This is a genomic window from Marinobacter sp. OP 3.4 (assembly GCF_036224885.1).
In the GTDB taxonomy this organism is placed as follows: Bacteria; Pseudomonadota; Gammaproteobacteria; order Pseudomonadales; family Oleiphilaceae; genus Marinobacter.
The window spans coordinates 23,485-44,497 of sequence record NZ_JAVVLT010000085.1 but is presented as its reverse complement, the minus strand read 5'-3'; the positions used below and the strand labels follow the sequence as shown (position 1 = coordinate 44,497).

Sequence of the window (21,013 nt, the reverse complement as noted above, 5' to 3'; positions counted from 1 at the left end):
CCGCGACCCCCGGCGTGACAGGCCGGTATTCTAACCAACTGAACTACCGCTCCGCGATCTGTTGCCATCCACCTGAAACCGAAGGAGTGAATCTGGCTGAGCCCGTCTGCGTGACTGCTCCGTGACAACGTGGGCGCATTATAAAGATGGCTCCGGGCATGTCAACGCTTTCCTGAAAACTTTTTCAGAAGCCACCAGAGACCGGTTATTCCGCACCCATTACGGCGGTCGCCGGAGCCACCGGCAGGGTAAAGAAAAACACCGCCCCCTGCCCCTGCGGACGCTCAAAACCGATCTCGCCCCCCTGAGCCTGGATCAGAGAACGACACAGGGTCAAGCCGATCCCCATGCCCTCCTTCTTGGTGGTAAAGAACGGCAGGAACAGCTTCTGTTCAGCGTCTTCAGGCAGGCCTTCGCCATGGTCCCGCACCTCAATGCGGACCATGGTGTCATCCAGCATCCGGGCAGTCACCTCCACCGGCTCCACGGAGCCCGCCCCCCGAGTGGACTCCAGGGCGTTGCGGATCAGGTTCAGGGCCACCTGCTGCACCTGGACGGGATCCGCCAGGACATCCGGCACCTCGTCCGCCACGACCACCTCGACACCACCGTCGTTATTGCGGGCATCCACCTCCGCAAACTGGCGGGTTTCCTCCAGCAAGGCAGCGACCGACAGCACCTCCTTGCCCACCGCCGGCTTGCGGACAAACCCGCGAATACGCTTGACCACCTCACTGGCCCGGTGGGATTGAGCTTCAATCTTCTCCAGGGTCTGTGACAGCAGGTCCGGATCGGGTTCATCGGTCCGGAGCATACGCAGGGCCACGCGGGCATAATTGGTGATGGCGGTCAGGGGCTGGTTCACCTCATGGGCAAAGCCAGCCGCCATCTCCCCCATGGTGGCCATGCGCGAGGCATGGGCAAGCTGGTCCCGCTGTTCCTGCACCAGGTTGCGGGCATCTTCCAGGGCCTGTTCCTTCTCCAGTTCGGTGGTGATATCCCGGAACACCACCACCGCACCGGTCAGGCGCCCCTCTTCCTTCTTGGGCGTGGCCCGGTATTCGGCGGGGAAGCTGGAGCGGTCCGCCCGGTACATGGTGACATTGCGCTGATGCTCGGCAATCCCCTGACTACAGGTGGCCTGTACCGGCAATCCGTCGGTGGCATCCTCCGTTGGATGCCACAGGGCCCCGGAACAGGGCCGGGGCTGACGGAAGTGAAGCTCGAAGAAATTCTGGCCGATCAACTCTTCCACGCTGCAACCGCTGATCATGGCCGCCGCCGGGTTGGCAAAGACGATATCGCCCTCGGCATCCAGCCCGTAGATGCCCTCGCTGATGGCATTGAGGATGCGGGTCTGGTCGCTTTCCAGTTCCCGGTTCCGTTCCTGCAGGGCGCGCTCAAGACGTATGACGCGGGCGTGGGTGCCCACCCGGGCGATCACCTCCTGGGCCTGGAAGGGTTTGGAGATATAGTCGGCGCCCCCCAGGGAGAACCCCCTGAGCTTGGCATCCACATCGTCCAGGGCGGACAGGAACACCACGGCGGAATCGGCCGTGACCGGGTCCGCCTTCAGACGCTCGCACACCTGGTAGCCGTCCAGGTCCGGCATCATGATATCCAGCAGGATGACTTCGGGCCGGTGACGGGACGCCAGGGTCAATGCCTTCTTGCCATCATTGGCGATCAGCAGGTGATAACCACGATCCTTGAGGGTTTCGTACAGCACCTTGAGGTTCTGGGCATTGTCGTCAACAAGTAGCACCGTGGACTCGGTGCTGGCCTGGTCAGTCATAGGTTACAGCCGGTTGCGGGAATAGGTTCATGATGAACCGCCGTTCATCCGACGTCGATAAGGTCCTTTACGGACAACACCATGCGAACCAGGTGGGCCAGGGAGTGGGTCCCCATCTTGTGCATCACCCTTGAACGGTGGATCTCCACGGTGCGCTGGCTGATCTCCAGCTCAATGGCAATCACCTTGTTGGCCTGGCCGGCAATCATGCGCTCCATGATCTCGGTCTCACGGGGGGTCAGGGTCTTGATGCGGCGGACAATCTCCTGGCGCTCGCCCAGGGTCTTGCGCTGCTCCCGGTCCTGCTCCAGGGCGGACTCAATCTTCTCCAGCAGGGCCTCCTCCCGGTAGGGCTTCTGGATAAAGTCCACAGCGCCTTCCTTCATGGCATCCACCGCCAGGGGAACATCGCCATGGCCCGTCACGAAGATAATGGGCAACAGCGAATGACGGGCGTTGAGCTTCTTCTGCAGTTCCATGCCATCCATACCAGGCATGCGGATATCCAGCACGATGCAGCCGGCCATCTCTTCCGAATAATCGCCGAGGAAGTCCGTGGCACTGGGATAGGTCTTCACCGACTTGCCATCGGATTTCAGCAGCAACTCCAGGGAGTCACGTACCGCCTCATCATCCTCGACCACATATACGGTTTGCTGGATATCGGTCATTCCTGTCGCTCCTGTCGTTATTTTACCCTGACCCGTTTGTACCCTGGCCCTGTTCCACCCCGGCCCGCAGTGCCTTTTGAAAGGCCGCGTCCGGATGGTAGCCGCCGGAGTTTCCCAAGAGGTTAATGGATCGTGGAATCCTTTGCAGCCCCTTCATGCTCACGACGTTCATGCTCCCGCATGTCGGACAGGCGGCGGGCGATGGTGCCAAAGAGAGTACCACGGGGGTATTGGCCCTTGCGGTCGGCGACACCCGCCGGCTTGCCCATCAACAACTCCATCGCCTCCTCGACCGTATTAACGGCGTAGATACGGAACTGCCCAGCCCTGACCGCTTCCATCACCTGGCTGTCCAGCATCAGGTTCTGCACATTGGTGGCCGGCATGATCACACCCTGGGTACCGGTCAGCCCCTTGATACGGCAGGTCTCGAAGAAGCCTTCCACCTTTTCGTTGGCGCCGCCGATGGGCTGCACCTCGCCAAACTGGTTCATGGAACCGGTAATGGCCAGATCCTGGCGCACCGGCACCCCTGACAGGGCCGAGACCAGCGCACACAGCTCCGCCACCGACGCGCTGTCGCCATCCACCTCGCCGTAGTTCTGTTCGAAGGTCAGGCTGGCGGACAGGTGCATGGGATCCCGGGTGGCAAACCGGGACGACAGCCAGGCACTGAGGATCATCACGCCCTTGGAATGGATGTTACCGCCCAGCTTGGCATCCCGCTCGATGTCCAGCACATCCCCATCACCGTAGTAACAGGTGGCTGTCACACGGTTTGACAGGCCGAACTCGAAACCACCGGTGGACAACACGGAAAGCGCATTGACCTGGCCCACACGTTTACCCTCGGTGGTAACCAGGGTAGTACCGTCGCGGATCGAATCGTAGAACTGGTCCCGGATGCGGCTGCTGCGGTAACGGGCGCTCTCCAGGGCCTGCTCCACATGCTTGTCCTGAATCAAACGAGCGTTGGCCTGGCGGGCCCAGTAATCCGATTCCCTCAGCAGGTTGGCAATATCGGCGGCATGGAGCGACAGCCTGGCCTGATGCTCCGCAGTACGGGAACTGTATTCAATCACCCGGGCCACCGCCTTGCGATCACAGTGCAACAGCCCCTTTTCATACACCAGGCTGGCGATGAACTTGGCATAGAGCAACTGGCTCTCCGGGGTGCGGCGCATCTCGTTCTCGAAATCCGCGGTGACCCGGAACAACTCCGCGAACTCGGGATCGTATTCCTGCAACAGCATCCAGGTTTCCCGGTCACCGAACAGGACAATCTTAACGTCCAGCGGAATCGCCTCGGGTTCCAGGGAGATGGTGCCCGACAGGGTCAGCTCCCGCTCCAGGGAGTTGATCATGATGGATTTGCTGCGCAAGGCCCTTTTCAGGCCATCCCAGACGAAGGGCTGCTCCAGCACCTTGATGGCGTCCATCAGCAGGTAGCCACCATTGGCCTTGTGCAGGCTGCCGGGGCGAATCAGGGAATAGTCCGTAAATACGGTGCCCTTGAAGGTCACATTCTCCACATAGCCAAACAGGTTGTGGTAGGTGGGGTTGTCCTCCACCACCACCGGCACTTCATCGCTCTTCTGGTGCACCAGCAGGTTTACCAGATAACGGCGGGGCATCTTCTTGTCCAGGGAGGCATAGGCGATGGCCGCCTGGTCCTCGTTGTCATCCAGGAAGATGTCCAGGTTCTCCGCCAGGTCTTTACGAACGGCTTCGAGATAGTCCACCACATCCGGCTCTTTCTCGTAGCGTTTGACCAGCTCGTCGATCTGGTGGCCGGAAATGGACTCCAGGGTCTCCTGGTTCAGGGCCTGCTGTTTCTCCGCATACTCCTGCTCCCAGTCCGCAATCTTGCGCACGGCCTGCCGCAGCTTCTTCTCAAGCTTGTTGATGTCCTCTTCGAACTTGTTGCGCTGGGCTTCACTCAGCTCGGCAAAAGTCTCCGCCGTGTGGGGCTCGTCACCGTTCATGGCCACCAGCCGGTAACCGCCGGGCGTGGTGAGGGTCAGGCTGACCTTCTTGCGCTTGGCCTGGTCGGCCACCTTTTCCAGCTCGTCTTCCTGCTTCTTGCCGTACTCGCCCTTGAGTTGCTCGGCACGCTCCAGGAAGCTGTCACTGTCAAAGGTTTGCGGAATCATCTTCACCAGGCGGGACATGAGCTTTTCCATGTCCCGCTTGAGATTGCCTCCCTCCCCGGCCGGCAGGCGGATCATCCGCGGTACCCGGGGATCGTCGAAATTGGCCACATAGCACCAGTCGTGGATGCGATGGTCCTCGTCCACATGGTGCTCCAGGTAGCGCAACATCATGGTGCGCTTGCCCAGACCATTGCGGCCCACAGCGTAGACGTTGTAACCGCCGTGGGGCATGTTGAGCGCAAAGCGTACAGCTTCCTGGGCACGGTTCTGGCCAACGATCTCGGCCAGGGGATCCAGCTGACGGGTGGTCTTGAAGGGGAGATCCTTTAGAACGCAAGCCTTGTAAAGCTGATTCAGGGGCAAAGCCTTCAATGTGATGTCCTGTTGTTCTCGAATGGGTGGTCGCACGTTCCCAGCATAGTGGCTAGTGTCCCGTCTGGGTAACTCGTTAGCCAGACGGGACACTATGTCTGCCGGGGAAACCGGTCATTCTAGGCGGTTCTGTCACATCTGTCGCCTGTGCCGTAACCGGGCACCAGGAATGCGCACCGGTGCACGTTTCTTGCTTGGGCATCCCCGGGACGGGCTAAAGATCGCCCGGGCGGAGCCGATAAACAGGAGTGACAAACTACCAGAATTCGGCCACACACTTATCATTCCGAAGTCGACCAGGGCGGTCAGGGAATTATTTTTCAGGGAGATCAATAACGTGGAAATCCTAAAAACGTTTGCCCATTCGCTGACGGCACTCGACCGACCGGCCAGGACACCCGCCGGGGAAGTGGTCCGGGTGGACGACACCCCGCCAGCGCCTGCCGAACCGGTAAGGGATCGCCGGGTGCAACCGGACCGGCGTCGTCGCCAGGAGGCTTTCAAGGGCCCCGACAGGCGCCGGAAAAGCAGCCGGCGGCGCCCGATGCTGCTGCACCCACGTACCGGCAAGGAAACCACTCTGGAAGATCGGCGCGGACGTAACCTCCGCACCAGCGCCTGATGCCGCGAAGGGCATGCCCCGGAAACCGGACTACAGCAGCCCGGCATCCAGGCTGGCGGCCATGGCCATGCCAAGATCACGGCACTGGCCCACGAACGCCTCCCGGAATTCGCCACGGCAAAGCACGGGCTCCTGCACCTGACGCCACCGTAATCCGGTGGTGATGCTATCGATCGCCCGGTGGGTGCCGGTACCATCGCGACCGGCGCGGATGTAGAACGTGAAAGGCAGGCCCTGGGTCTCTTCGAGGCAGGGGTAGTAGCTTCGGTCGAAGAAATCCTTCAGCGCACCACTCATGTAGCCCAGGTTTTCCGTGGTGCCCAGGACAATGGCGTCACACCACAATACGTCATCCGGACCGGCATCCAGTGGCGCCAGTACCCGCACCTCGACATTCTCGATGTCCGGGTGACTGGCTCCCTCGGCAACGGCTTCCCTGAGCCGTTGTGTGTTGGGTGAGGGAGCATGGGCGACAATCAGCAGTTTCTTACCGTTTGCCATGATTCCTCCCGGTCCGATCAATGGATCAGAGCAGTTCGCCGTTGGTTTCCTCTGCTTCGGCGGTTGCCTGCTCCTTGTCCTTGGATACCGGCTTGGGCATCAGCTTTTCGCGGATGGCGGTTTCAATTTCGGTGGCAATGTCCGGATTATCCTCCAGGAACTTGGCGGCGTTCGCCTTGCCCTGGCCAATCTTGTCGCCCTTGTAGGCGTACCAGGCACCGGACTTATCCACGAACCCTTCCTTGACACCCATGTCCACCACTTCCGCCATGTGGTAGATACCCTTGCCGTACATGATCTGGAACTCGGCCTGCCTGAAGGGCGGCGACACCTTGTTCTTCACTACCTTGACCCGGGTGTCATTGCCCACCACCTCGTCACCTTCCTTGACCGAGCCGATGCGGCGGATATCCAGGCGCACCGAGGAATAGAACTTGAGGGCGTTACCGCCGGTGGTGGTTTCAGGGCTGCCAAACATCACACCGATCTTCATCCGGATCTGGTTGATAAAGATAAGAAGACAGTTGGCGTGTTTGATGTTACCGGTCAGTTTGCGAAGGGCCTGGGACATCAGACGGGCCTGCAGACCCACATGGCTGTCCCCCATTTCCCCTTCGATTTCCGCTTTCGGAGTCAGGGCCGCAACGGAATCGACGATGATGACGTCCACCGCGTTTGAACGCACCAGCATGTCGGCAATTTCCAGGGCCTGCTCACCGGTATCCGGCTGGGACACCAGCAGTTCATCCACATTCACACCAAGCTTTTCGGCGTAAACCGGGTCCAGGGCATGCTCTGCGTCAATGAAGGCACAGGTTTTACCGTCCTTCTGGGCTTCGGCGATCACCTGGAGGGTCAGGGTGGTTTTACCGGAGCTTTCCGGACCATAGATTTCACAGATCCGGCCATAGGGCAAGCCACCGATACCCAGGGCCACGTCCAGGCCAAGTGAGCCGGTGGAAACCGCCGGAATGGCTTCCCGGGGCTGGTCGCCCATTTTCATGACGGCGCCCTTGCCGAACTGGCGTTCAATCTGGCTCAGTGCCGCGTTCAGTGCTTTGTTGCGATTGTCTTCCATCAGTGCAAACCCTCAATGTTTCCGACTGTCCCGGACCGTTTTACTGTATACTTGAACAGTATTAAACCACAGTCCTGATTCCAGACCAACCCCATTCAACAAATCCCCTGCCGGGGGGCGTGTATCACGGGATCAAAGCGTCTGGACGTAATCCGTCAGCCCCTGCAGCGCATAGACCACACTCCGCCGCCGGACCGCATCGCGGTCACCGTCGAAATGGCAGCGGTGCGCCACGATACCGTTCGCCGGCGAGCCCCAGGCGAACCAGACCGTGCCCACCGGCTTGTCCTCGCTGCCGCCGCCCGGACCCGCCACGCCACTGGTGGCAATGGCGAAATCCGCGCCGGTTGCCTTGACCGCGCCAGCCACCATCTGCCGCACCACCGGCTCACTGACGGCACCGTCCCGCTCCAGGCTTTCGGCAGAAACGTGCAGCAGCTCACGTTTCATGCTGTTGCTGTAGGTCACCAGGCCGCCAAGGACGTAGTCCGACGAGCCGGGCCGGTCGGTCAGGGCCTTTACGATCCAGCCGCCGGTGCAGCTCTCCGCCGTCACCATGGTCTGCCCCCTCAGGGAAAGGAGGTCACCCAGGTGGTTGGCGGCCTGTTCCATGGTCGAGTCTTTCAGCATCCACAGCCTCCTCGTTTCATCCAGCGTCATATTTTCTTACAATCCGGTGGCCCTGTCTGCGGGCGACAATAACACCACGGTGTGGTTTGCTATCACGCAGGTTTCGGGGCACCGGCTTTTTGCCGATTCTACACCGGGATTTCTCAGACTCCACCAACTGGGCGCACATACCATGTCGGCAGCACAGAACGACTTTTCCAGGCACACCCCCATGATCCGCCAGTACCTGAAGATCAAGGGGGAGCATCCCAATGAACTGCTGTTCTACCGCATGGGGGATTTCTACGAGCTGTTCTATGATGACGCCAAGAAGACCGCCGAACTGATCGACATCACCCTGACGGCCCGGGGCCAGTCCGGGGGCAACCCGATCCCCATGGCGGGAGTGCCCTACCATGCCGCCGAGAACTACATCGCCCGCCTGGTTCGCGCCGGTCAGTCCATCGCCATCTGCGAGCAGATCGGCGACCCGGCCACCGCCAAGGGCCCGGTGGAGCGCAAGGTGGTGCGCATCATCACCCCCGGTACCCTCAGTGACGAGGCCTTCCTGGAAGACCGGCGCGACAACCTGCTGCTGTCCATCTTCCATCACAGGGAAGGGTTTGGCATTGCCACCCTGGACATCTCCAGTGGCCGCTTCGCCGTCTCGGAGATCGAGGGCACCGACGCCCTGCAGGAAGAGATCCAGCGATTGCGCCCGGCGGAAGTGCTGATCAGCGAGGACTTTCCCTTCGAGGACCTGCTGGACGGCCTCAGCGGCATTCGTCGCCAGGGGCCCTGGCTGTTCGAGGCGGACACGGCCCACCGCCTGCTGACCCAGCAGTTGCAGGTGCGGGACCTCACCGGCTTTGGCTGTGAGGACCTGACCCTGGCCATCTGCGCCGCTGGCTGCCTGCTGCAGTATGCCCGCGAAACCCAGCGCACCGCCCTGCCCCATATCCGCAAGCTGACGCGGGAACGGCGGGAAGATGCGGTGGTACTGGACGCCACCAGCCGTCGCAACCTGGAAATCGACACCAACCTGCTGGGCGGTCACCAGCATACCCTCGCCTGGGTGATGGACCGCACCGCCACCGCCATGGGCGCCCGCCAATTACGCCGCTGGCTCAACCGCCCGCTACGGGATTCGGAACAGGTCTACCAGCGCCAGCACGCGGTGTCAGCCCTGCTGGACGGCTTCCATTACGAGCCGGTGCATGACCTGCTCAAACGGGTGGGCGATATCGAACGCATCCTGGCCCGGGTTGCCCTGCGTTCCGCCCGCCCCCGTGACCTGGCCCGCCTGCGGGATGCCTTCGCTGCCCTGCCCGACCTGCAACAGGCACTCGGGCCGGTCAACTCTCACCATGTAGTGAAGCTGGCCAGCCTGATCAGTGAGTATCCCGAACTGGCGGACCTGCTGGAACGGGCCATCATCGACAACCCGCCGGTGGTCATCCGCGACGGCGGCGTGATCCGGGAAGGCTTCGACGATGAGCTGGACGACCTGCGTAATATCAGCGAGAACGCCGGCCAGTTCCTGCTGGACGTGGAAACCCGGGAACGGGAACGTACCGGCATCAGCACCCTGAAGGTGGGCTACAACCGGGTGCACGGTTACTACATCGAGATCAGCCGTGCCCAGTCGGATCAGGCGCCGGTGGACTATATCCGCCGCCAGACCCTGAAGAATGCCGAACGCTTCATCACCCCGGAACTGAAGGAATTCGAGGACAAGGCCCTGAGCGCCAAGAGCCGGGCCCTGGCCCGGGAGAAAGGCCTGTATGACCAACTGCTGGAAACGCTCGCGGAACAGCTGCCACAACTCCAGGACAGCGCCCAGGCCCTGGCGGAGCTGGATGTGCTGGCCAACTTCGCCGAGCGGGCCACCAGCCTGAGGTTCACCGCGCCGGAGTTCCGCGAGGCACCGGGCCTGGATATCGACGCCGGTCGGCACCCGGTGGTGGAACAACTGCTGGACGAGCCCTTCGTACCCAATAACGTGCTGATGGACGAACAGCGGCGGATGTTGGTGATCACCGGCCCCAACATGGGGGGTAAGTCCACCTACATGCGCCAGACCGCCCTGATAGCCCTGCTCGCCTACTGCGGCAGCTTCGTACCGGCGGACCGGGCAGTGCTGGGCCCGGTGGACCGGATCTTCACCCGCATGGGGTCCTCCGACGACATCGCCGGTGGCCGCTCCACCTTCATGGTGGAAATGACCGAAACCGCCAACATCCTCCACAACGCCAGCCGCCACAGCCTGGTATTGATGGACGAGGTGGGCCGGGGCACCAGCACCTTCGACGGCCTGTCCCTGGCCTGGGCCACGGCGGAACACCTGGCGCGGGAGGTGGGCTGCTATACCCTGTTCGCCACCCACTATTTCGAGCTGACCCAGCTTGCCGATCAGCTTGACCACGCGGTGAACGTCCACCTGACCGCCACCGAGCACGACGACAGCATCGTCTTCCTGCACACGGTCCATGACGGCCCCGCAAGTCAGAGCTACGGCCTCCAGGTGGCGCAACTGGCGGGGGTCCCCCAAACGGTCATCGCCCAGGCCCGCTCCCAGTTGCAGCGACTGGAGGGTGAGCACCAGGAGCCGGTAACCATGTCCGCCTCGTCACCGGCCGGACCGGGGCCCGCCAGCACGCCACCCGACGCCTTTCAGGGGGACATGTTTGCCAGCCTCGAACCCAGCGCGGTGGAAAAGGCCCTGTCGGAACTGGACCCGGATGACCTCACGCCCAGGCAGGCGCTGGAACAACTCTACGAACTGCGTCGCCTGGCCGGCACGAAGGGATAGCGCCACGCCTGAAAACCCGCCCTCATAAGGTTATAGCGCCGTAGCGCTTGCGGGGCGGGCGGGTGCTCCCTACAATATCGGCCTCCAAATACCAATGATCAGAACGAAGGGTGGCGGGCGCCCTCCACGACAGGCCCCGAATCGGGACCTGTCGCAGGCGATAACACCAGAACCACCCCACTGATGAGACAGACCACCAGACCAGGAATCTGACTATGACGTTTGTGGTTACCGACAACTGCATCAAGTGCAAGTACACGGACTGCGTGGAAGTATGTCCGGTGGACTGCTTCTACGAAGGCCCGAACTTTCTGGTGATTGACCCTGACGAGTGCATCGACTGTGCACTGTGCGAGCCGGAGTGCCCGGCCGAGGCCATATTCTCCGAGGACGAGTTGCCTGCCGGGCAGGAACCGTTCATCGAGATCAACGCCGAGCTGGCCGCCAAGTGGGAGAACATCACCGAGAAGAAAGACCCGCTGCCCGACGCGGAAGAATGGGACGGCAAGCCCGACAAGCTTCAGTACCTGGAGCGCTGATCACCGCGACCCATACCCGGACGGTCCGCAGGACAGGGTCCGGGCATGGCGACCTGTGAATCAGGAAAAAAGGGGGAGCCGGCCGGCTCCCCCTTTCTGTTTCCGCCTCAGTCCTCGAAGCCGTGGTCTTCGGCAGCAAGGGCCAGGCACACACTGCCCGGGCCCAAATAGATGCTGCTGGTGATGCCCATCTGGCACAGCAACAGTTCCACCTTGTGGCGGCGACAGGCTTCTCGCAACCGGTCCAGGCCAGGCAACTGCTCGATTTCCGCCGCCGACATGCCGCACGACAGTGACACATAGGGCGTCAGCAATCCGGCCTCCACCCGACGGACGGCATAGTCCAGCACCTTCTCCACCGCCCCATCGAAACTCCGGGTCTTGGCCACCGCGGCACCATCCGCACCGTGCCCCCAGACAATGGGGGTAATATTCAGGGTCTTACCCAGGAAGGCGCTGACGGCGGAAATGCTTTTCACGTTACGCCGGCGGGCCCGCTCGCGCATGTAGTGCAGGTCGCGGGGAATGGAGCAGGTGTAGATGCTGCCGGCAAAGGTCTCCACCTGGTGACGGAGGGCATTCTTCGACAGCTTCTGGTCGATCAGCCGCAGGGTATGGGCGGCCATAAGCCCCTGTCCGGCGAACACCTGGCCGGTGTCGATGACGCGCATGGAAAACGGCCCCGAACGGCCGGCCTTCTCGCGGATGGGCTGGTAGCGCGCCATCACCTGGTTCATGGCCATTGTGGCATTATCGAAGATTTCACTGCGGGACCGGTCCACCGTTTCACAGAACGCCATGTCGTATTCCGTCACGACTTTTTCCAGGAACAGCTTCTGGATGGATTCGGCGCTGAAGGCCTCCGTTTCCGCGTGATGGCCCTTCAGCAGCAGGCCACGATCGTAGAATTCCGCCGTGATCGCGGGATCATGGTTGTCCACGTAGGTCTGACCGTTAATGATGGCCGTGAGTGGCAGGATAAAGATATCGTTCTTGCGGATAAACTCGGGTGGCAGATCACAGGCCGAGTCCACTATCAAACCAACACGCATAACGCCTCCCGAAGTACGCCGCTCTGGGGGGAAGCGGCGAGTAATGTGACAGGAGGCGCTTTTTACCAGAAAGCGCTCATGGTTTCAGTGTGGTCCTTGTCAACCTTTGACCCGGTGTGACGGATGTCACAGTCGGGCCCGGTCAGGCTTCAAACTCGTGGTCTTCCGCCGCCAATGACAGGCAGATGCTGCCCGGACCTATATAGATGCTGCTGGTGATGCCCATACGCGACAGCAGCAGTTGCACATTGTTCTCCTCACAGACCCTGCGCAGGCGATCCAGCCCTGGCAGTGCGTCAATCTCCTCCCAGCTCATGCCACAGGATATGGACACAATCGGCGCCAGCAGCCCCGCCTCCACACGCCGCACGGCGTAATCCATCACCTTTTCCACGGCGCCATCCATGGACCGTGTCTTGGCCACCGGCTTGCCGATAACGCCCTTGCCCCAGATAATCGGGGTAATGTTGAGGGCCTTGCCCAGGAACGCCACGATACCGGATACACTCTTGTCGCCCCGGCGACGGGCACGCTCGCGGATATAACTCAGGTCCTTCGGCACCACGCAGATCCAGACCTTCTGCGCAAACTTCTCCACCTCATGGCGAAGCGCGTTCTTGGACAGCCCCTTGCCCAGCAGGCTTACCGTATAGGCGGCCAGCAGCCCCTGCCCTGCGAACAACTGCCCACTGTCGATAACCCGCATGGTGAAGTTGCCCTCAACGCCGGCTTTCTCGCGGACGGACTTGGCCTGCGCCATCACCATATTCATCGCCTCGGAGGCATTCTGGTAGATCTGGCTGCGTGACCGATCCACCGTTTCGCAGATGGCCACGTCGTAGTTGGGCACGACCTTCTCCAGGAAGAGTTCACGAATCTGGGCGACGGAGAAAGCTTCGGTTTCAGCATGATGCCCCTTGCCCAACAGTCCCTGCTGATAAAAATCTTCCGTGGTTTCCGGATTGTGGTCGTCAATAAAGGTCTGGTTATCGATCTTCGCGGTCAGCGGCAGGATGAAGATGCCATGCCGGCGAATGAATTCATGGGGTAGGTCGCAGGCGGAGTCCACGATCAGGCCAACTTTCATTACGTCCTCCAGGTTTTATGTCAGGCCCGGCTGCTTGGGGGAGCAGGCCCTTGTTGTTATCCATTAAGAACATACAGGTTTGTCCGGAATAGTCGAGCCCGGCCATGGTAACGGGAGCCCACCGGGAGTGTCATTTCACAATTGCTTACGTTCTGGCCCCGGAAACCACCGGCCACCAAGGGTATTGTACGATTACCCGTGACCGTTATACTGCCGCCCCCGACAGGACAGGAAGCAGACAACCATGGCCCAGACCTACGATGTCGTCATTATTGGTGCTGGCGCGGCAGGCCTGATGTGTGCCGCCACGGCCGGCTACCGTGGGCGTCGGGTGCTGGTGATCGAGCGGTCCACCAAACCCGGTCGGAAGATACTGATGTCCGGCGGTGGCCGCTGCAACTTCACCAACCTCAACAGCACGCCGGCGAACTTCCTGTCCGACAACCCCCACTTCTGCATTTCCGCCCTCAAGCGCTACCGCCCCCAGGATTTCCTGGACCTGGTGGAACGCCACGGCATCGAACATGTGGAAAAAGCCGCGGGACAGCTGTTCTGCCGCGACAGCGCCAAAGACCTTCTGGATATGCTGCTGACCGAGTGTGAATGGGCCGGTGCCGAGCTACGACTCAAAACCAGCGTGGACTCGGTGACGGACCGCGCCGGAGGATACCAACTTCAAACCAGCCATGGCGCCATCCATTGCGACGCCCTGGTGATCGCCAGCGGTGGTCTTTCCATTCCCACCATGGGGGCCACCGGCTTTGGCTACGACATTGCGCGCCAGTTCGGCCTGCCGGTGCTGCCGACCCGGGCCGGACTTGTACCCTTCACGCTTCACCCGGAGTTAAGGGAGCAGCTCGCTCCCCTGGCCGGCCTGAGCTGCCCGGTGGACGTCCACTGCAACGGCGAGCACTTCCGTGAACCCATGCTGGTCACCCACCGGGGGCTGAGCGGTCCCTCCATGCTACAGATATCCAGTTTCTGGCATCCGGGCGACCCGCTGTCCATCGACCTGCTACCCGGGCGGGACGTAGACGGGGAGCTGAAAGCCCTGAAGCGGGAGCAACCGTCCCTCAGCCTGGAACGTTACCTGGCGGACACCCTCCCCAAACGTTTTGCCCAGGCGTTCGCCCGGCTGCAGGAATGGTCCGGTCCCCTGCAGGAATACCGGAACAGTCACCTGGAGTCCGCAGCCAGCACCCTTTCGGGCTGGACGCTGCAACCCGCGGGCACCGAAGGTTACCGCACCGCCGAGGTCACCCTGGGGGGCGTGGACACCCGACACCTCTCATCAAAGACCATGGAAGCCAATGATAATCCTGGACTTTACTTCATCGGCGAGGTTGTGGACGTCACCGGCCACCTTGGCGGTCACAACTTCCAGTGGGCCTGGGCGTCCGCCGTGGCTGCCGGCAACATTGCCTGACCATTACTGCTCCCGGCAAAAGCGAAGCTCTTCACACCGAACCGACCCCACTACCACAAATTGATCACAATCTGTGCATATTGTGATGCGCGAATACCGTTACCAACCTCTACTATCGAACCAGGCCGATGCAGGGAGCCTGATCGCTAACCTCCATTGCCCCTGCTGCACGGCCAACCCAACATCCAATAATGACGCTCTGAAGATCGGGGAAAACACTATGAAACTCGCCAGATTCAAGCCGTCCGTGCTGCGCAAATCCGTCGTTGCCGTCGGGGCACTGCTGATCTCCAGCTCCGCCCTCGCGGTCGGTGGCGGCGGTGGTGGCGACCCCACGGACCAGTACGCATCACCCGGCTCCTACGCCACTACATCCGGTAGCGAAGGACAGTCATGCACTGTCTATCGCCCCCGCAACGTACCGGCAGGGGCACCGTTGATTCTCTGGGGCAACGGTACGGGCGGTTCCCCGTCCACTTACAGCGACGGCCTGGCGCATTGGGCCTCCTACGGCTTTGTGGTGGCGGCAGCCAACACCGCCAACGCCGGGTCCGGAGAGGAAATGCTGGCCTGTATCGACGCGGTTCGCCAGTCCAGCTATGGCAGCAGCATTGACTTCTCCAACATCGGTGCTTCCGGGCATTCCCAGGGTGGTGGCGGCACCATCATGGCTGCCCGGGACAGCCGTATCACCGCCACGGCACCGGTCCAGCCCTACATCCTCGGATTGGGCCACGACGCCGATTCACAGAATGAGCAGACGGCGCCGATGCTGCTGCTCTCCGGCAGCAACGACGCCCTGGCGGGCCCCGCCCGGAACCAGGGCCCGGTATTCAACCGTGTTGATGTACCGGTGTTCTGGGCCACCCTCAATGGCGCGGGCCACTTCGAGCCCGTCGGCGACTTCGGCGAGTTTGCCGGCATCAGCACCGCCTGGTGGCTGTATCAGCTTCAGGATAACAGCGCTGCGGCGGAACTGTTCACCGGCCCCTGCACCGCCTGTGACCTGAGCGGCTGGGATATTGAACGCAAGGGCCTGTAAACGGCCTGCCTCCCTGGTAAGCGAAAACGCCGGCGTTTGTGTCTTTTCAATGTGTACTGGATGCAGGAGTCAATTTTTGTTAAGGGGTTCCTTTTACCCCACTGAGAATCAGGGCACACTGTAAAAGAATGTTACAACACCAACACAATAATGGCATTGACAATCAAAGGGGGCTCTCAACATGGACTTCAACGCCAGAGTGATCCCACTCCACCTGCATCCACTGGGATTTATTGAGATTTTTGTCCGACATGGAGCCAACCTCAGTGATCTACTCAAGGGCACCGGCATATCACCGGCCATGTTTGACATGCAGGACATCCGTATCAGCTACCTGCAACAGCAGACTCTGGTCCGCAATGGCATACAACACTGCCGCAAGCCCGGGCTTGGCCTTATCACCGGCATGGAGATGGACTGGAGCTTCTGGGGAACCCTGGGCTACACCATCCATTCCAGTCCCAGCCTGAAGGAGGCCGGCGAAGCCTTCCGTCGGTACCTGGTGATAGCACAGCCCTATTACGCGTTGATGGTGTCCCGGCCCACCACCTATATCGACTGCAACCGCCGGGTGGTGGACCCCCTGGACTATGCCACCGACGAGATCTACGAGGAGGACGTGCGTCTGTTCACCCTCGAGTTCCGGGTGGCCATGGCAGCCCGGCTGTGGACACTGTGCGGCAATCCGGAAGCCCGGGACACCGATGTACATGTGACCCTGGATTACCCGGAACCGGCCCATGTCGACCTGTACAGTGAACTTCCCTGCAAGTCGGTTACCTTCGGTACCAACCAGACCGCCATTTCCGCCGACTACAACTATGTCATCAAGCCCTTCCGCCCCTATCGTCGCCGGGCCTACCGCAAGCTGATCCAGCAATGCGAACAGGAACTGAACCAGGCACCGGTGGATATCACCTTCACTGACCGGGTACGCTGGCATATCCGCTCCCACTTCAACCCGTCCATTGACCTGGAACAGGTGGCCCAGGGCATGCAGATGCCACCACGGTCCCTGACCCGGCGGCTGGCCGCGGAAAAGACCTCATTCCGCAAACTGCTCCATTCCGTCAGGATGGAGATTGCCACCCATCAGCTCCGCTCATCCGGGTTGAGTGTGGACGAGGTTGCCGACATCGTCGGCTTCTCCTGCGCCTCCAGCCTGCGCCGGGCCATGAAGAAGTGGTCGGGTACCACCATTTCCCATATCCGCGAACGGCAGGGCATTGAGGAGTTGATACCGTGAGTACCCGGATCGACAAACCCAGGAAAAAAGATGCCCCGGCGCCCCGCTCCAGAAACCGGGCCACACTGTTTGCCACCGGCGCCTGTGTCCTTGGTGTCGTGGCCATTGCCATCTGGGCAGGGGGAAAGGCCCTGATTCCGGAATCCGGCACACCGGCGGAGGAACAGGCTGCGGAATCGCAACCGGCCACCACCGAAACACCGCAGATCAGTGACGCCTCCGGGGACGAAAAGCTGTTCTCCGACACCATGCTTGCGGCGGAGGAAGAGGCGCCGGAAGAGCTTGTCGAGGCGGAACAGGAAGAGGAAACCGATCTCCCGTTCAAACTTGAACAGGTGGCCAACGCCCTGAGCCGGGTCGAACTGGACGAGAACGGCGACATCGTCCTGAACGAGACCGCCCAGACCGTTCTGGAACAGGCCTTCCTGGATGCCCGCATCACCATGGACGAGCAGCAGCTGGAAGAACTGAAGGTGATGATTGAAGCCGGCCTGGGAGGACAGGCGGGGGAACAGGCGGTGCAGATTGCAGAGAAGTTCTACCGCTACAGCAATGCCTTCCGGGAGATTTCCGATACGCTGGCGGTTCGCGGCGATCCCCAGTCCCTGCGCAATGATTACGAACAGATTGCCCGCCTGCGCCGTACTCACCTGGGACCGGAACTGGCCGACGAGCTCTACCACAGGGAGGAGCAGATGGCCCGCTACACCCTTGATGTCATGGCCATCCAGTCGGACCCGGACCTGACCCCCGAACAGCGCACGGAACGACAGCGGGAATTGGCCTCCCGATATCCGGAGGTCATGCCCAACGGCGGGTCGTCCGCCGACCAATCGTCGGAACAGGCTACCAACTAACCCAACCTCTCAGCCACATCCTGCCAGTGCCGGAACACATGCCCTGGCAGGACACTTCCGCTCCCCCGCTGAATCCCCCGCCGCCTATTCGGAGGGCTTTGCCGCCGGCCCGAACCTGGCCCCCACCAACAACAGCACCGGTGTCAGCAACAGTGTCAGGAAAGTGGCAAAGGCCAGTCCACCGGCGATGGCGCTGGATAACTGTGTCCACCACTGGGTTGAAGGCGCATTGACGCCCAGGGACGGCGTCAGCAGATCCACGTTCACACTCAGCACCATGGGCATCAGGCCCAGGATGGTGGTAATGGCCGTCAGCAGCACGGGTCGCAGACGCAGGCAGCCGGTTTCCAGGGCCGCCGCCAGCGGCGCCAGGCCTTCGGCCCGCATCTGGTTGAAGGTATCGATCAGAATGATGTTGTTGTTCACGACGATACCGGCCAGCGCAATGATACCCATGCCCACCATCACCACCCCAAAAGGCTGCCCGTTCAGCAACAGCCCCAGCAGTACCCCGGCCGTCGACAGGACGATGGCCGACAGGATCAACAGGGTCTGGTACAGGGAATTGAACTGGGTCACCAGGATCAGCGTCATCAGCCCGATGGCCACCAGGAACGCAAGCCCCAGGAAGCTCATGGTACGCCGCTGCTCCTCATCCTCGCCGCCATAGAGGATTCCCACCCCTTGCGGCGGCTCCGGCAGACGCTCACGCAACTGGTTCAGCAGGGCGTTGGCGTTGCTGTCAGGCCCCACGTCCGCCTTCACGGTGATCGCCCGCTGGCCGTCCAGCCGGGCAATGGTCCCTGTCTTGGGCGCGGGCTCCAGGCTGATGAACTGGGACAGGGGAACCTGCCCCCGTGACGTGTTCAGGGTCTGCCGCTCGAACTGGTCGAGCTCCCGCCAGGCCCGTGGAACACGCACCGCGATATCCACTTCGTCACGCACTTCCGTCGGGCGGTAGGTAGCCAGCACCAGGCCATTGGTCACCAACCTCACGGAACTGCCGATACTGACCACGTCGGTGCCAAACCGGGCCGCGGCTTCCCGATCCACCTCCAGGCGCCACTCGATACCCGGCAGGCTGCGGTTGTCCTCCACATCCACGAGCCCGCCGATGTCGTCCATGGTGTCCCGCAGCCGTGTGGTGTAATCGTCCAGCACGCTATAATCCGCGCCAGTAATCATGATCTCGATCGGCTTGCCGCCACCGGGGCCCTCTTCCTGCTGCCGGAATTCCAGCCGGATACCGGGAATATCCGCTGTCATATCCCGGAAATCAGCGAGGATCTCCGAAGCCGGGCGACGCTGGTCCCAGTCCACGAAATTGAACTGGAGACTGCCGATCACATCCGGCGCCATCTGCTGATCGGGGCTGACCATGGAGCGCGCATACAGCGACGCCACCTCCGGCATGCCCGCCAGCCGATGCTCCACTTCCCGGACAATGGCATCCCGTTCGTGGATCGAGAGGTCACCCCGCGCCCGGACATGAACCTGGGCCGATTCCGGCTCCACCTCGGGGAAAAATTCCAGGCCATGATGGAAGGCCTTGTAGCTCCAGCCGATCACCGCGATGATCAGCAGGGCACCCAGAAGCGTCAGCCAGGGATAATGCAGCAAACCCGACAGGATCCGACGGTAGCCGGCTACAATGGCACCATCGACAGCCGCTTGCCTCGATCTGCCGCCGCCACTGACACCGCCCATCACCGGCAGGAACACCAGTGCCATGGCCAGGGAGGCGGTGAGGCAGGCAATGACCGTGGCGGGCAGGTACTTCATGAATTCACCCACGGTATCCGGCCAGAACAGCAACGGCACAAAGACCGCCAGGGTGGTGGCGGTTGAGGCAATCACCGGCCAGGACATACGGCTGGCCGCCTCCGCCCAGGCCTTGCGCGGGGACATGCCCTCAGACAGGTTACGGTCCGCCAGTTCCGACACCACGATGGCGCCGTCCACCAGCATGCCGGCCACCAGGATCAGGCTGAACAGCACCACGATATTGAGGGTATAGCCCACCCCCCAGATCAGCAGGATCCCGCTGAGGAAGGCACCGGGAATGGTGATACCCACCAGCGCTGCGGAACGGGGGCCCATGGCGGCAATCACCACGATCACCACCAGCACGATGGCGGTAAGCACGTTATTGAGCAGGTCGGACAGGATGTTCCTCACATCGTCGGACTGGTCCATGGTGTAGCGGACGTCCAGCTCCTCCGGCAGCCTGGGACCGGCGGCGTCCATCAGGCCACGGACCTTGGCCACAGTTTCCAGGATATTGGCCCCGGACCGCTTGGATACCTCAAGCACCACCGCCGGTTCGCCATTGATCCGGGCAAAGCCGGTGGGGTCCTTGAAGGTCCGCTGAAGCACCGCCACGTCACCGAAGGTCACCACCCGGTCGCCGCTCACCTTCACCGGCATGTTCATGACATCCTCGACGTCCTCCACCACACCGGGTACCTTGATGGCCAGCCGCCCCTGACCGTTATCCAGGCTGCCCGCCGCCACCAACTGGTTATTACGGCGCACCAGGGTGGCAAGCTGATCGTAGTCGACGCCATAGCTCTCCAGGACCTGGGGGTCGACCACGATCTCCAGCAGGTCTTCCCGGTCGCCTCCGATCTCCACCTCCAGCACCTCAGGGATACCCTCGATGGCGTCCTGGAGTTCCCTTGCGATGGTGATCAGTTCCCGCTCCGACAGGGGGCCGGACAGGCCAATGGACAGGATCGGAAACAGGGAGACGTTGATCTCATGGACCCGTGGCTCCTCCGCCTCCGAGGGCAGCTCCGCCTTTGCGGTATCCACCTTCTCCCGCACATCCTGGAGGGCTCGGTCGGGATCGAAACCGGCATCGAACTCCAGGATCACCGCGGCATAGCCCTCCGCCGCCGTGCTGCGCATCTCCTTGATGCCCTCGATGGAGCGCAGTTCCTGCTCCAGGGGGCGGACCAGCAGGCGCTCACCATCCTCCGGACTGATCCCTTCCAGGGTGACCGACACATAGATGGTGGGAATGGTGACATCCGGATTGGCTTCCTTGGGAATGGTGCTAAAGGCCGCAAAGCCACCCAGAAGCAGGAAGAGCAGAAGCAGCAGCGTGGTGCGGCTGCGATCCATGGCCGCGTGTATCAGGGTTCGCATG

The 21,013-nt window shown here is 61.7% G+C and carries 16 protein-coding genes; 7 read left to right on the top strand and 9 right to left on the bottom strand.

The genetic code is table 11. The features are described from left to right. Positions 1 to 205 precede the first annotated feature (205 nt). From RO069_RS14300 to RO069_RS14290, 3 genes are all read right to left on the bottom strand, one after another. Complete coding sequence (locus RO069_RS14300; protein ID WP_328188430.1) at positions 206 to 1,795, bottom strand: ATP-binding response regulator; 1,590 nt, start codon at positions 1,793 to 1,795, stop codon at positions 206 to 208. Between the two features lie 44 nt (positions 1,796 to 1,839). After that, entirely contained in the window at positions 1,840 to 2,466 is a 627-nt protein-coding gene (gene fixJ, locus RO069_RS14295; RefSeq protein WP_328188429.1) for a response regulator FixJ, read from the bottom strand. A gap of 122 nt (positions 2,467 to 2,588) precedes the next feature. Continuing rightward, a complete protein-coding gene (locus RO069_RS14290; RefSeq protein WP_328188427.1) occupies positions 2,589 to 4,991 on the bottom strand; it encodes a Lon protease family protein in 2,403 nt (800 codons plus the stop codon). A gap of 337 nt (positions 4,992 to 5,328) precedes the next feature. On the opposite strand from RO069_RS14290, the gene RO069_RS14285 reads away from it, so the two are divergent. Then, the gene (locus RO069_RS14285; protein ID WP_328188426.1) at positions 5,329 to 5,613 is read left to right on the top strand and encodes a hypothetical protein; all 285 of its coding nucleotides are present in this window, start codon (positions 5,329 to 5,331) and stop codon (positions 5,611 to 5,613) included. Between the two features lie 30 nt (positions 5,614 to 5,643). Here RO069_RS14285 and RO069_RS14280 read toward each other — a convergent pair whose 3' ends face one another. The 3 genes from RO069_RS14280 to RO069_RS14270 form a co-directional block, all read right to left on the bottom strand. Continuing rightward, on the bottom strand, positions 5,644 to 6,114 hold the full coding sequence (locus RO069_RS14280) for a flavodoxin family protein (protein WP_328188425.1): 471 nt from the start codon (positions 6,112 to 6,114) through the stop codon (positions 5,644 to 5,646). Positions 6,115 to 6,139: 25 nt separating this feature from the next. Next, positions 6,140 to 7,192, bottom strand: a complete 1,053-nt coding sequence (gene recA, locus RO069_RS14275) for a recombinase RecA (protein ID WP_328188423.1) — start codon at positions 7,190 to 7,192, stop codon at positions 6,140 to 6,142. Between the two features lie 132 nt (positions 7,193 to 7,324). Beyond that, positions 7,325 to 7,822, bottom strand: a complete 498-nt coding sequence (locus tag RO069_RS14270; RefSeq protein ID WP_328188421.1) for a CinA family protein — start codon at positions 7,820 to 7,822, stop codon at positions 7,325 to 7,327. Positions 7,823 to 7,994: 172 nt separating this feature from the next. Here RO069_RS14270 and mutS point away from each other — a divergent pair, with 172 nt between their 5' ends. Together mutS and fdxA are read left to right on the top strand one after the other, a co-directional pair. Next, on the top strand, positions 7,995 to 10,613 hold the full coding sequence (mutS, locus tag RO069_RS14265; RefSeq protein ID WP_328188419.1) for a DNA mismatch repair protein MutS: 2,619 nt from the start codon (positions 7,995 to 7,997) through the stop codon (positions 10,611 to 10,613). A gap of 215 nt (positions 10,614 to 10,828) precedes the next feature. After that, on the top strand, positions 10,829 to 11,152 hold the full coding sequence (fdxA, locus tag RO069_RS14260; RefSeq protein ID WP_328188417.1) for a ferredoxin FdxA: 324 nt from the start codon (positions 10,829 to 10,831) through the stop codon (positions 11,150 to 11,152). A 107-nt stretch (positions 11,153 to 11,259) separates the two neighbouring features. Here fdxA and RO069_RS14255 read toward each other — a convergent pair whose 3' ends face one another. Both RO069_RS14255 and RO069_RS14250 read right to left on the bottom strand, forming a co-directional pair. Beyond that, complete coding sequence (locus tag RO069_RS14255) at positions 11,260 to 12,204, bottom strand: DegV family protein (RefSeq protein WP_328188415.1); 945 nt, start codon at positions 12,202 to 12,204, stop codon at positions 11,260 to 11,262. Between the two features lie 142 nt (positions 12,205 to 12,346). Next, positions 12,347 to 13,291 carry a DegV family protein gene (locus tag RO069_RS14250; RefSeq protein WP_328188414.1) on the bottom strand — a complete coding sequence of 315 codons (945 nt, stop codon included), beginning with the start codon at positions 13,289 to 13,291 and terminating at the stop codon, positions 12,347 to 12,349. A gap of 244 nt (positions 13,292 to 13,535) precedes the next feature. On the opposite strand from RO069_RS14250, the gene RO069_RS14245 reads away from it, so the two are divergent. From RO069_RS14245 to RO069_RS14230, 4 genes are all read left to right on the top strand, one after another. Further along, positions 13,536 to 14,717, top strand: coding sequence for an NAD(P)/FAD-dependent oxidoreductase (locus RO069_RS14245; protein ID WP_328188413.1), 1,182 nt, complete (start codon positions 13,536 to 13,538; stop codon positions 14,715 to 14,717). A gap of 220 nt (positions 14,718 to 14,937) precedes the next feature. Then, entirely contained in the window at positions 14,938 to 15,759 is an 822-nt protein-coding gene (locus RO069_RS14240) for a poly(ethylene terephthalate) hydrolase family protein (protein ID WP_328188412.1), read from the top strand. Positions 15,760 to 15,940: 181 nt separating this feature from the next. Continuing rightward, positions 15,941 to 17,005: an AraC family transcriptional regulator gene (locus tag RO069_RS14235; protein WP_328188410.1), complete on the top strand. Its 1,065-nt coding sequence runs from the start codon at positions 15,941 to 15,943 to the stop codon at positions 17,003 to 17,005. After that, on the top strand, positions 17,002 to 17,862 hold the full coding sequence (locus RO069_RS14230) for a lipase secretion chaperone (RefSeq protein WP_328188409.1): 861 nt from the start codon (positions 17,002 to 17,004) through the stop codon (positions 17,860 to 17,862). Before RO069_RS14235 ends, RO069_RS14230 begins: the two co-directional genes overlap by 4 nt. Before the next feature lie 84 nt (positions 17,863 to 17,946). On the opposite strand, the gene RO069_RS14225 is transcribed toward RO069_RS14230, so the two are convergent. Beyond that, positions 17,947 to 21,012 (bottom strand): efflux RND transporter permease subunit, encoded by a 3,066-nt coding sequence (locus tag RO069_RS14225; protein ID WP_328188408.1) that lies wholly within the window; start codon positions 21,010 to 21,012, stop codon positions 17,947 to 17,949. Position 21,013: the final 1 nt, after the last annotated feature.

What these genes read in the sequence shown, in the direction of transcription:
- RO069_RS14300 (WP_328188430.1), bottom strand. Translation starts at nt 1,795, where the DNA reads ATGACTGACCAGGCCAGCACCGAGTCCACGGTGCTACTTGTTGACGAC.
- fixJ (WP_328188429.1), bottom strand. Translation starts at nt 2,466, where the DNA reads ATGACCGATATCCAGCAAACCGTATATGTGGTCGAGGATGATGAGGCG.
- RO069_RS14280 (WP_328188425.1), bottom strand. Translation starts at nt 6,114, where the DNA reads ATGGCAAACGGTAAGAAACTGCTGATTGTCGCCCATGCTCCCTCACCC.
- recA (WP_328188423.1), bottom strand. Translation starts at nt 7,192, where the DNA reads ATGGAAGACAATCGCAACAAAGCACTGAACGCGGCACTGAGCCAGATT.
- RO069_RS14270 (WP_328188421.1), bottom strand. Translation starts at nt 7,822, where the DNA reads ATGCTGAAAGACTCGACCATGGAACAGGCCGCCAACCACCTGGGTGAC.
- mutS (WP_328188419.1), top strand. Translation starts at nt 7,995, where the DNA reads ATGTCGGCAGCACAGAACGACTTTTCCAGGCACACCCCCATGATCCGC.
- fdxA (WP_328188417.1), top strand. Translation starts at nt 10,829, where the DNA reads ATGACGTTTGTGGTTACCGACAACTGCATCAAGTGCAAGTACACGGAC.
- RO069_RS14255 (WP_328188415.1), bottom strand. Translation starts at nt 12,204, where the DNA reads ATGCGTGTTGGTTTGATAGTGGACTCGGCCTGTGATCTGCCACCCGAG.
- RO069_RS14250 (WP_328188414.1), bottom strand. Translation starts at nt 13,291, where the DNA reads ATGAAAGTTGGCCTGATCGTGGACTCCGCCTGCGACCTACCCCATGAA.
- RO069_RS14245 (WP_328188413.1), top strand. Translation starts at nt 13,536, where the DNA reads ATGGCCCAGACCTACGATGTCGTCATTATTGGTGCTGGCGCGGCAGGC.
- RO069_RS14240 (WP_328188412.1), top strand. Translation starts at nt 14,938, where the DNA reads ATGAAACTCGCCAGATTCAAGCCGTCCGTGCTGCGCAAATCCGTCGTT.
- RO069_RS14235 (WP_328188410.1), top strand. Translation starts at nt 15,941, where the DNA reads ATGGACTTCAACGCCAGAGTGATCCCACTCCACCTGCATCCACTGGGA.
- RO069_RS14225 (WP_328188408.1), bottom strand. Translation starts at nt 21,012, where the DNA reads ATGCGAACCCTGATACACGCGGCCATGGATCGCAGCCGCACCACGCTG.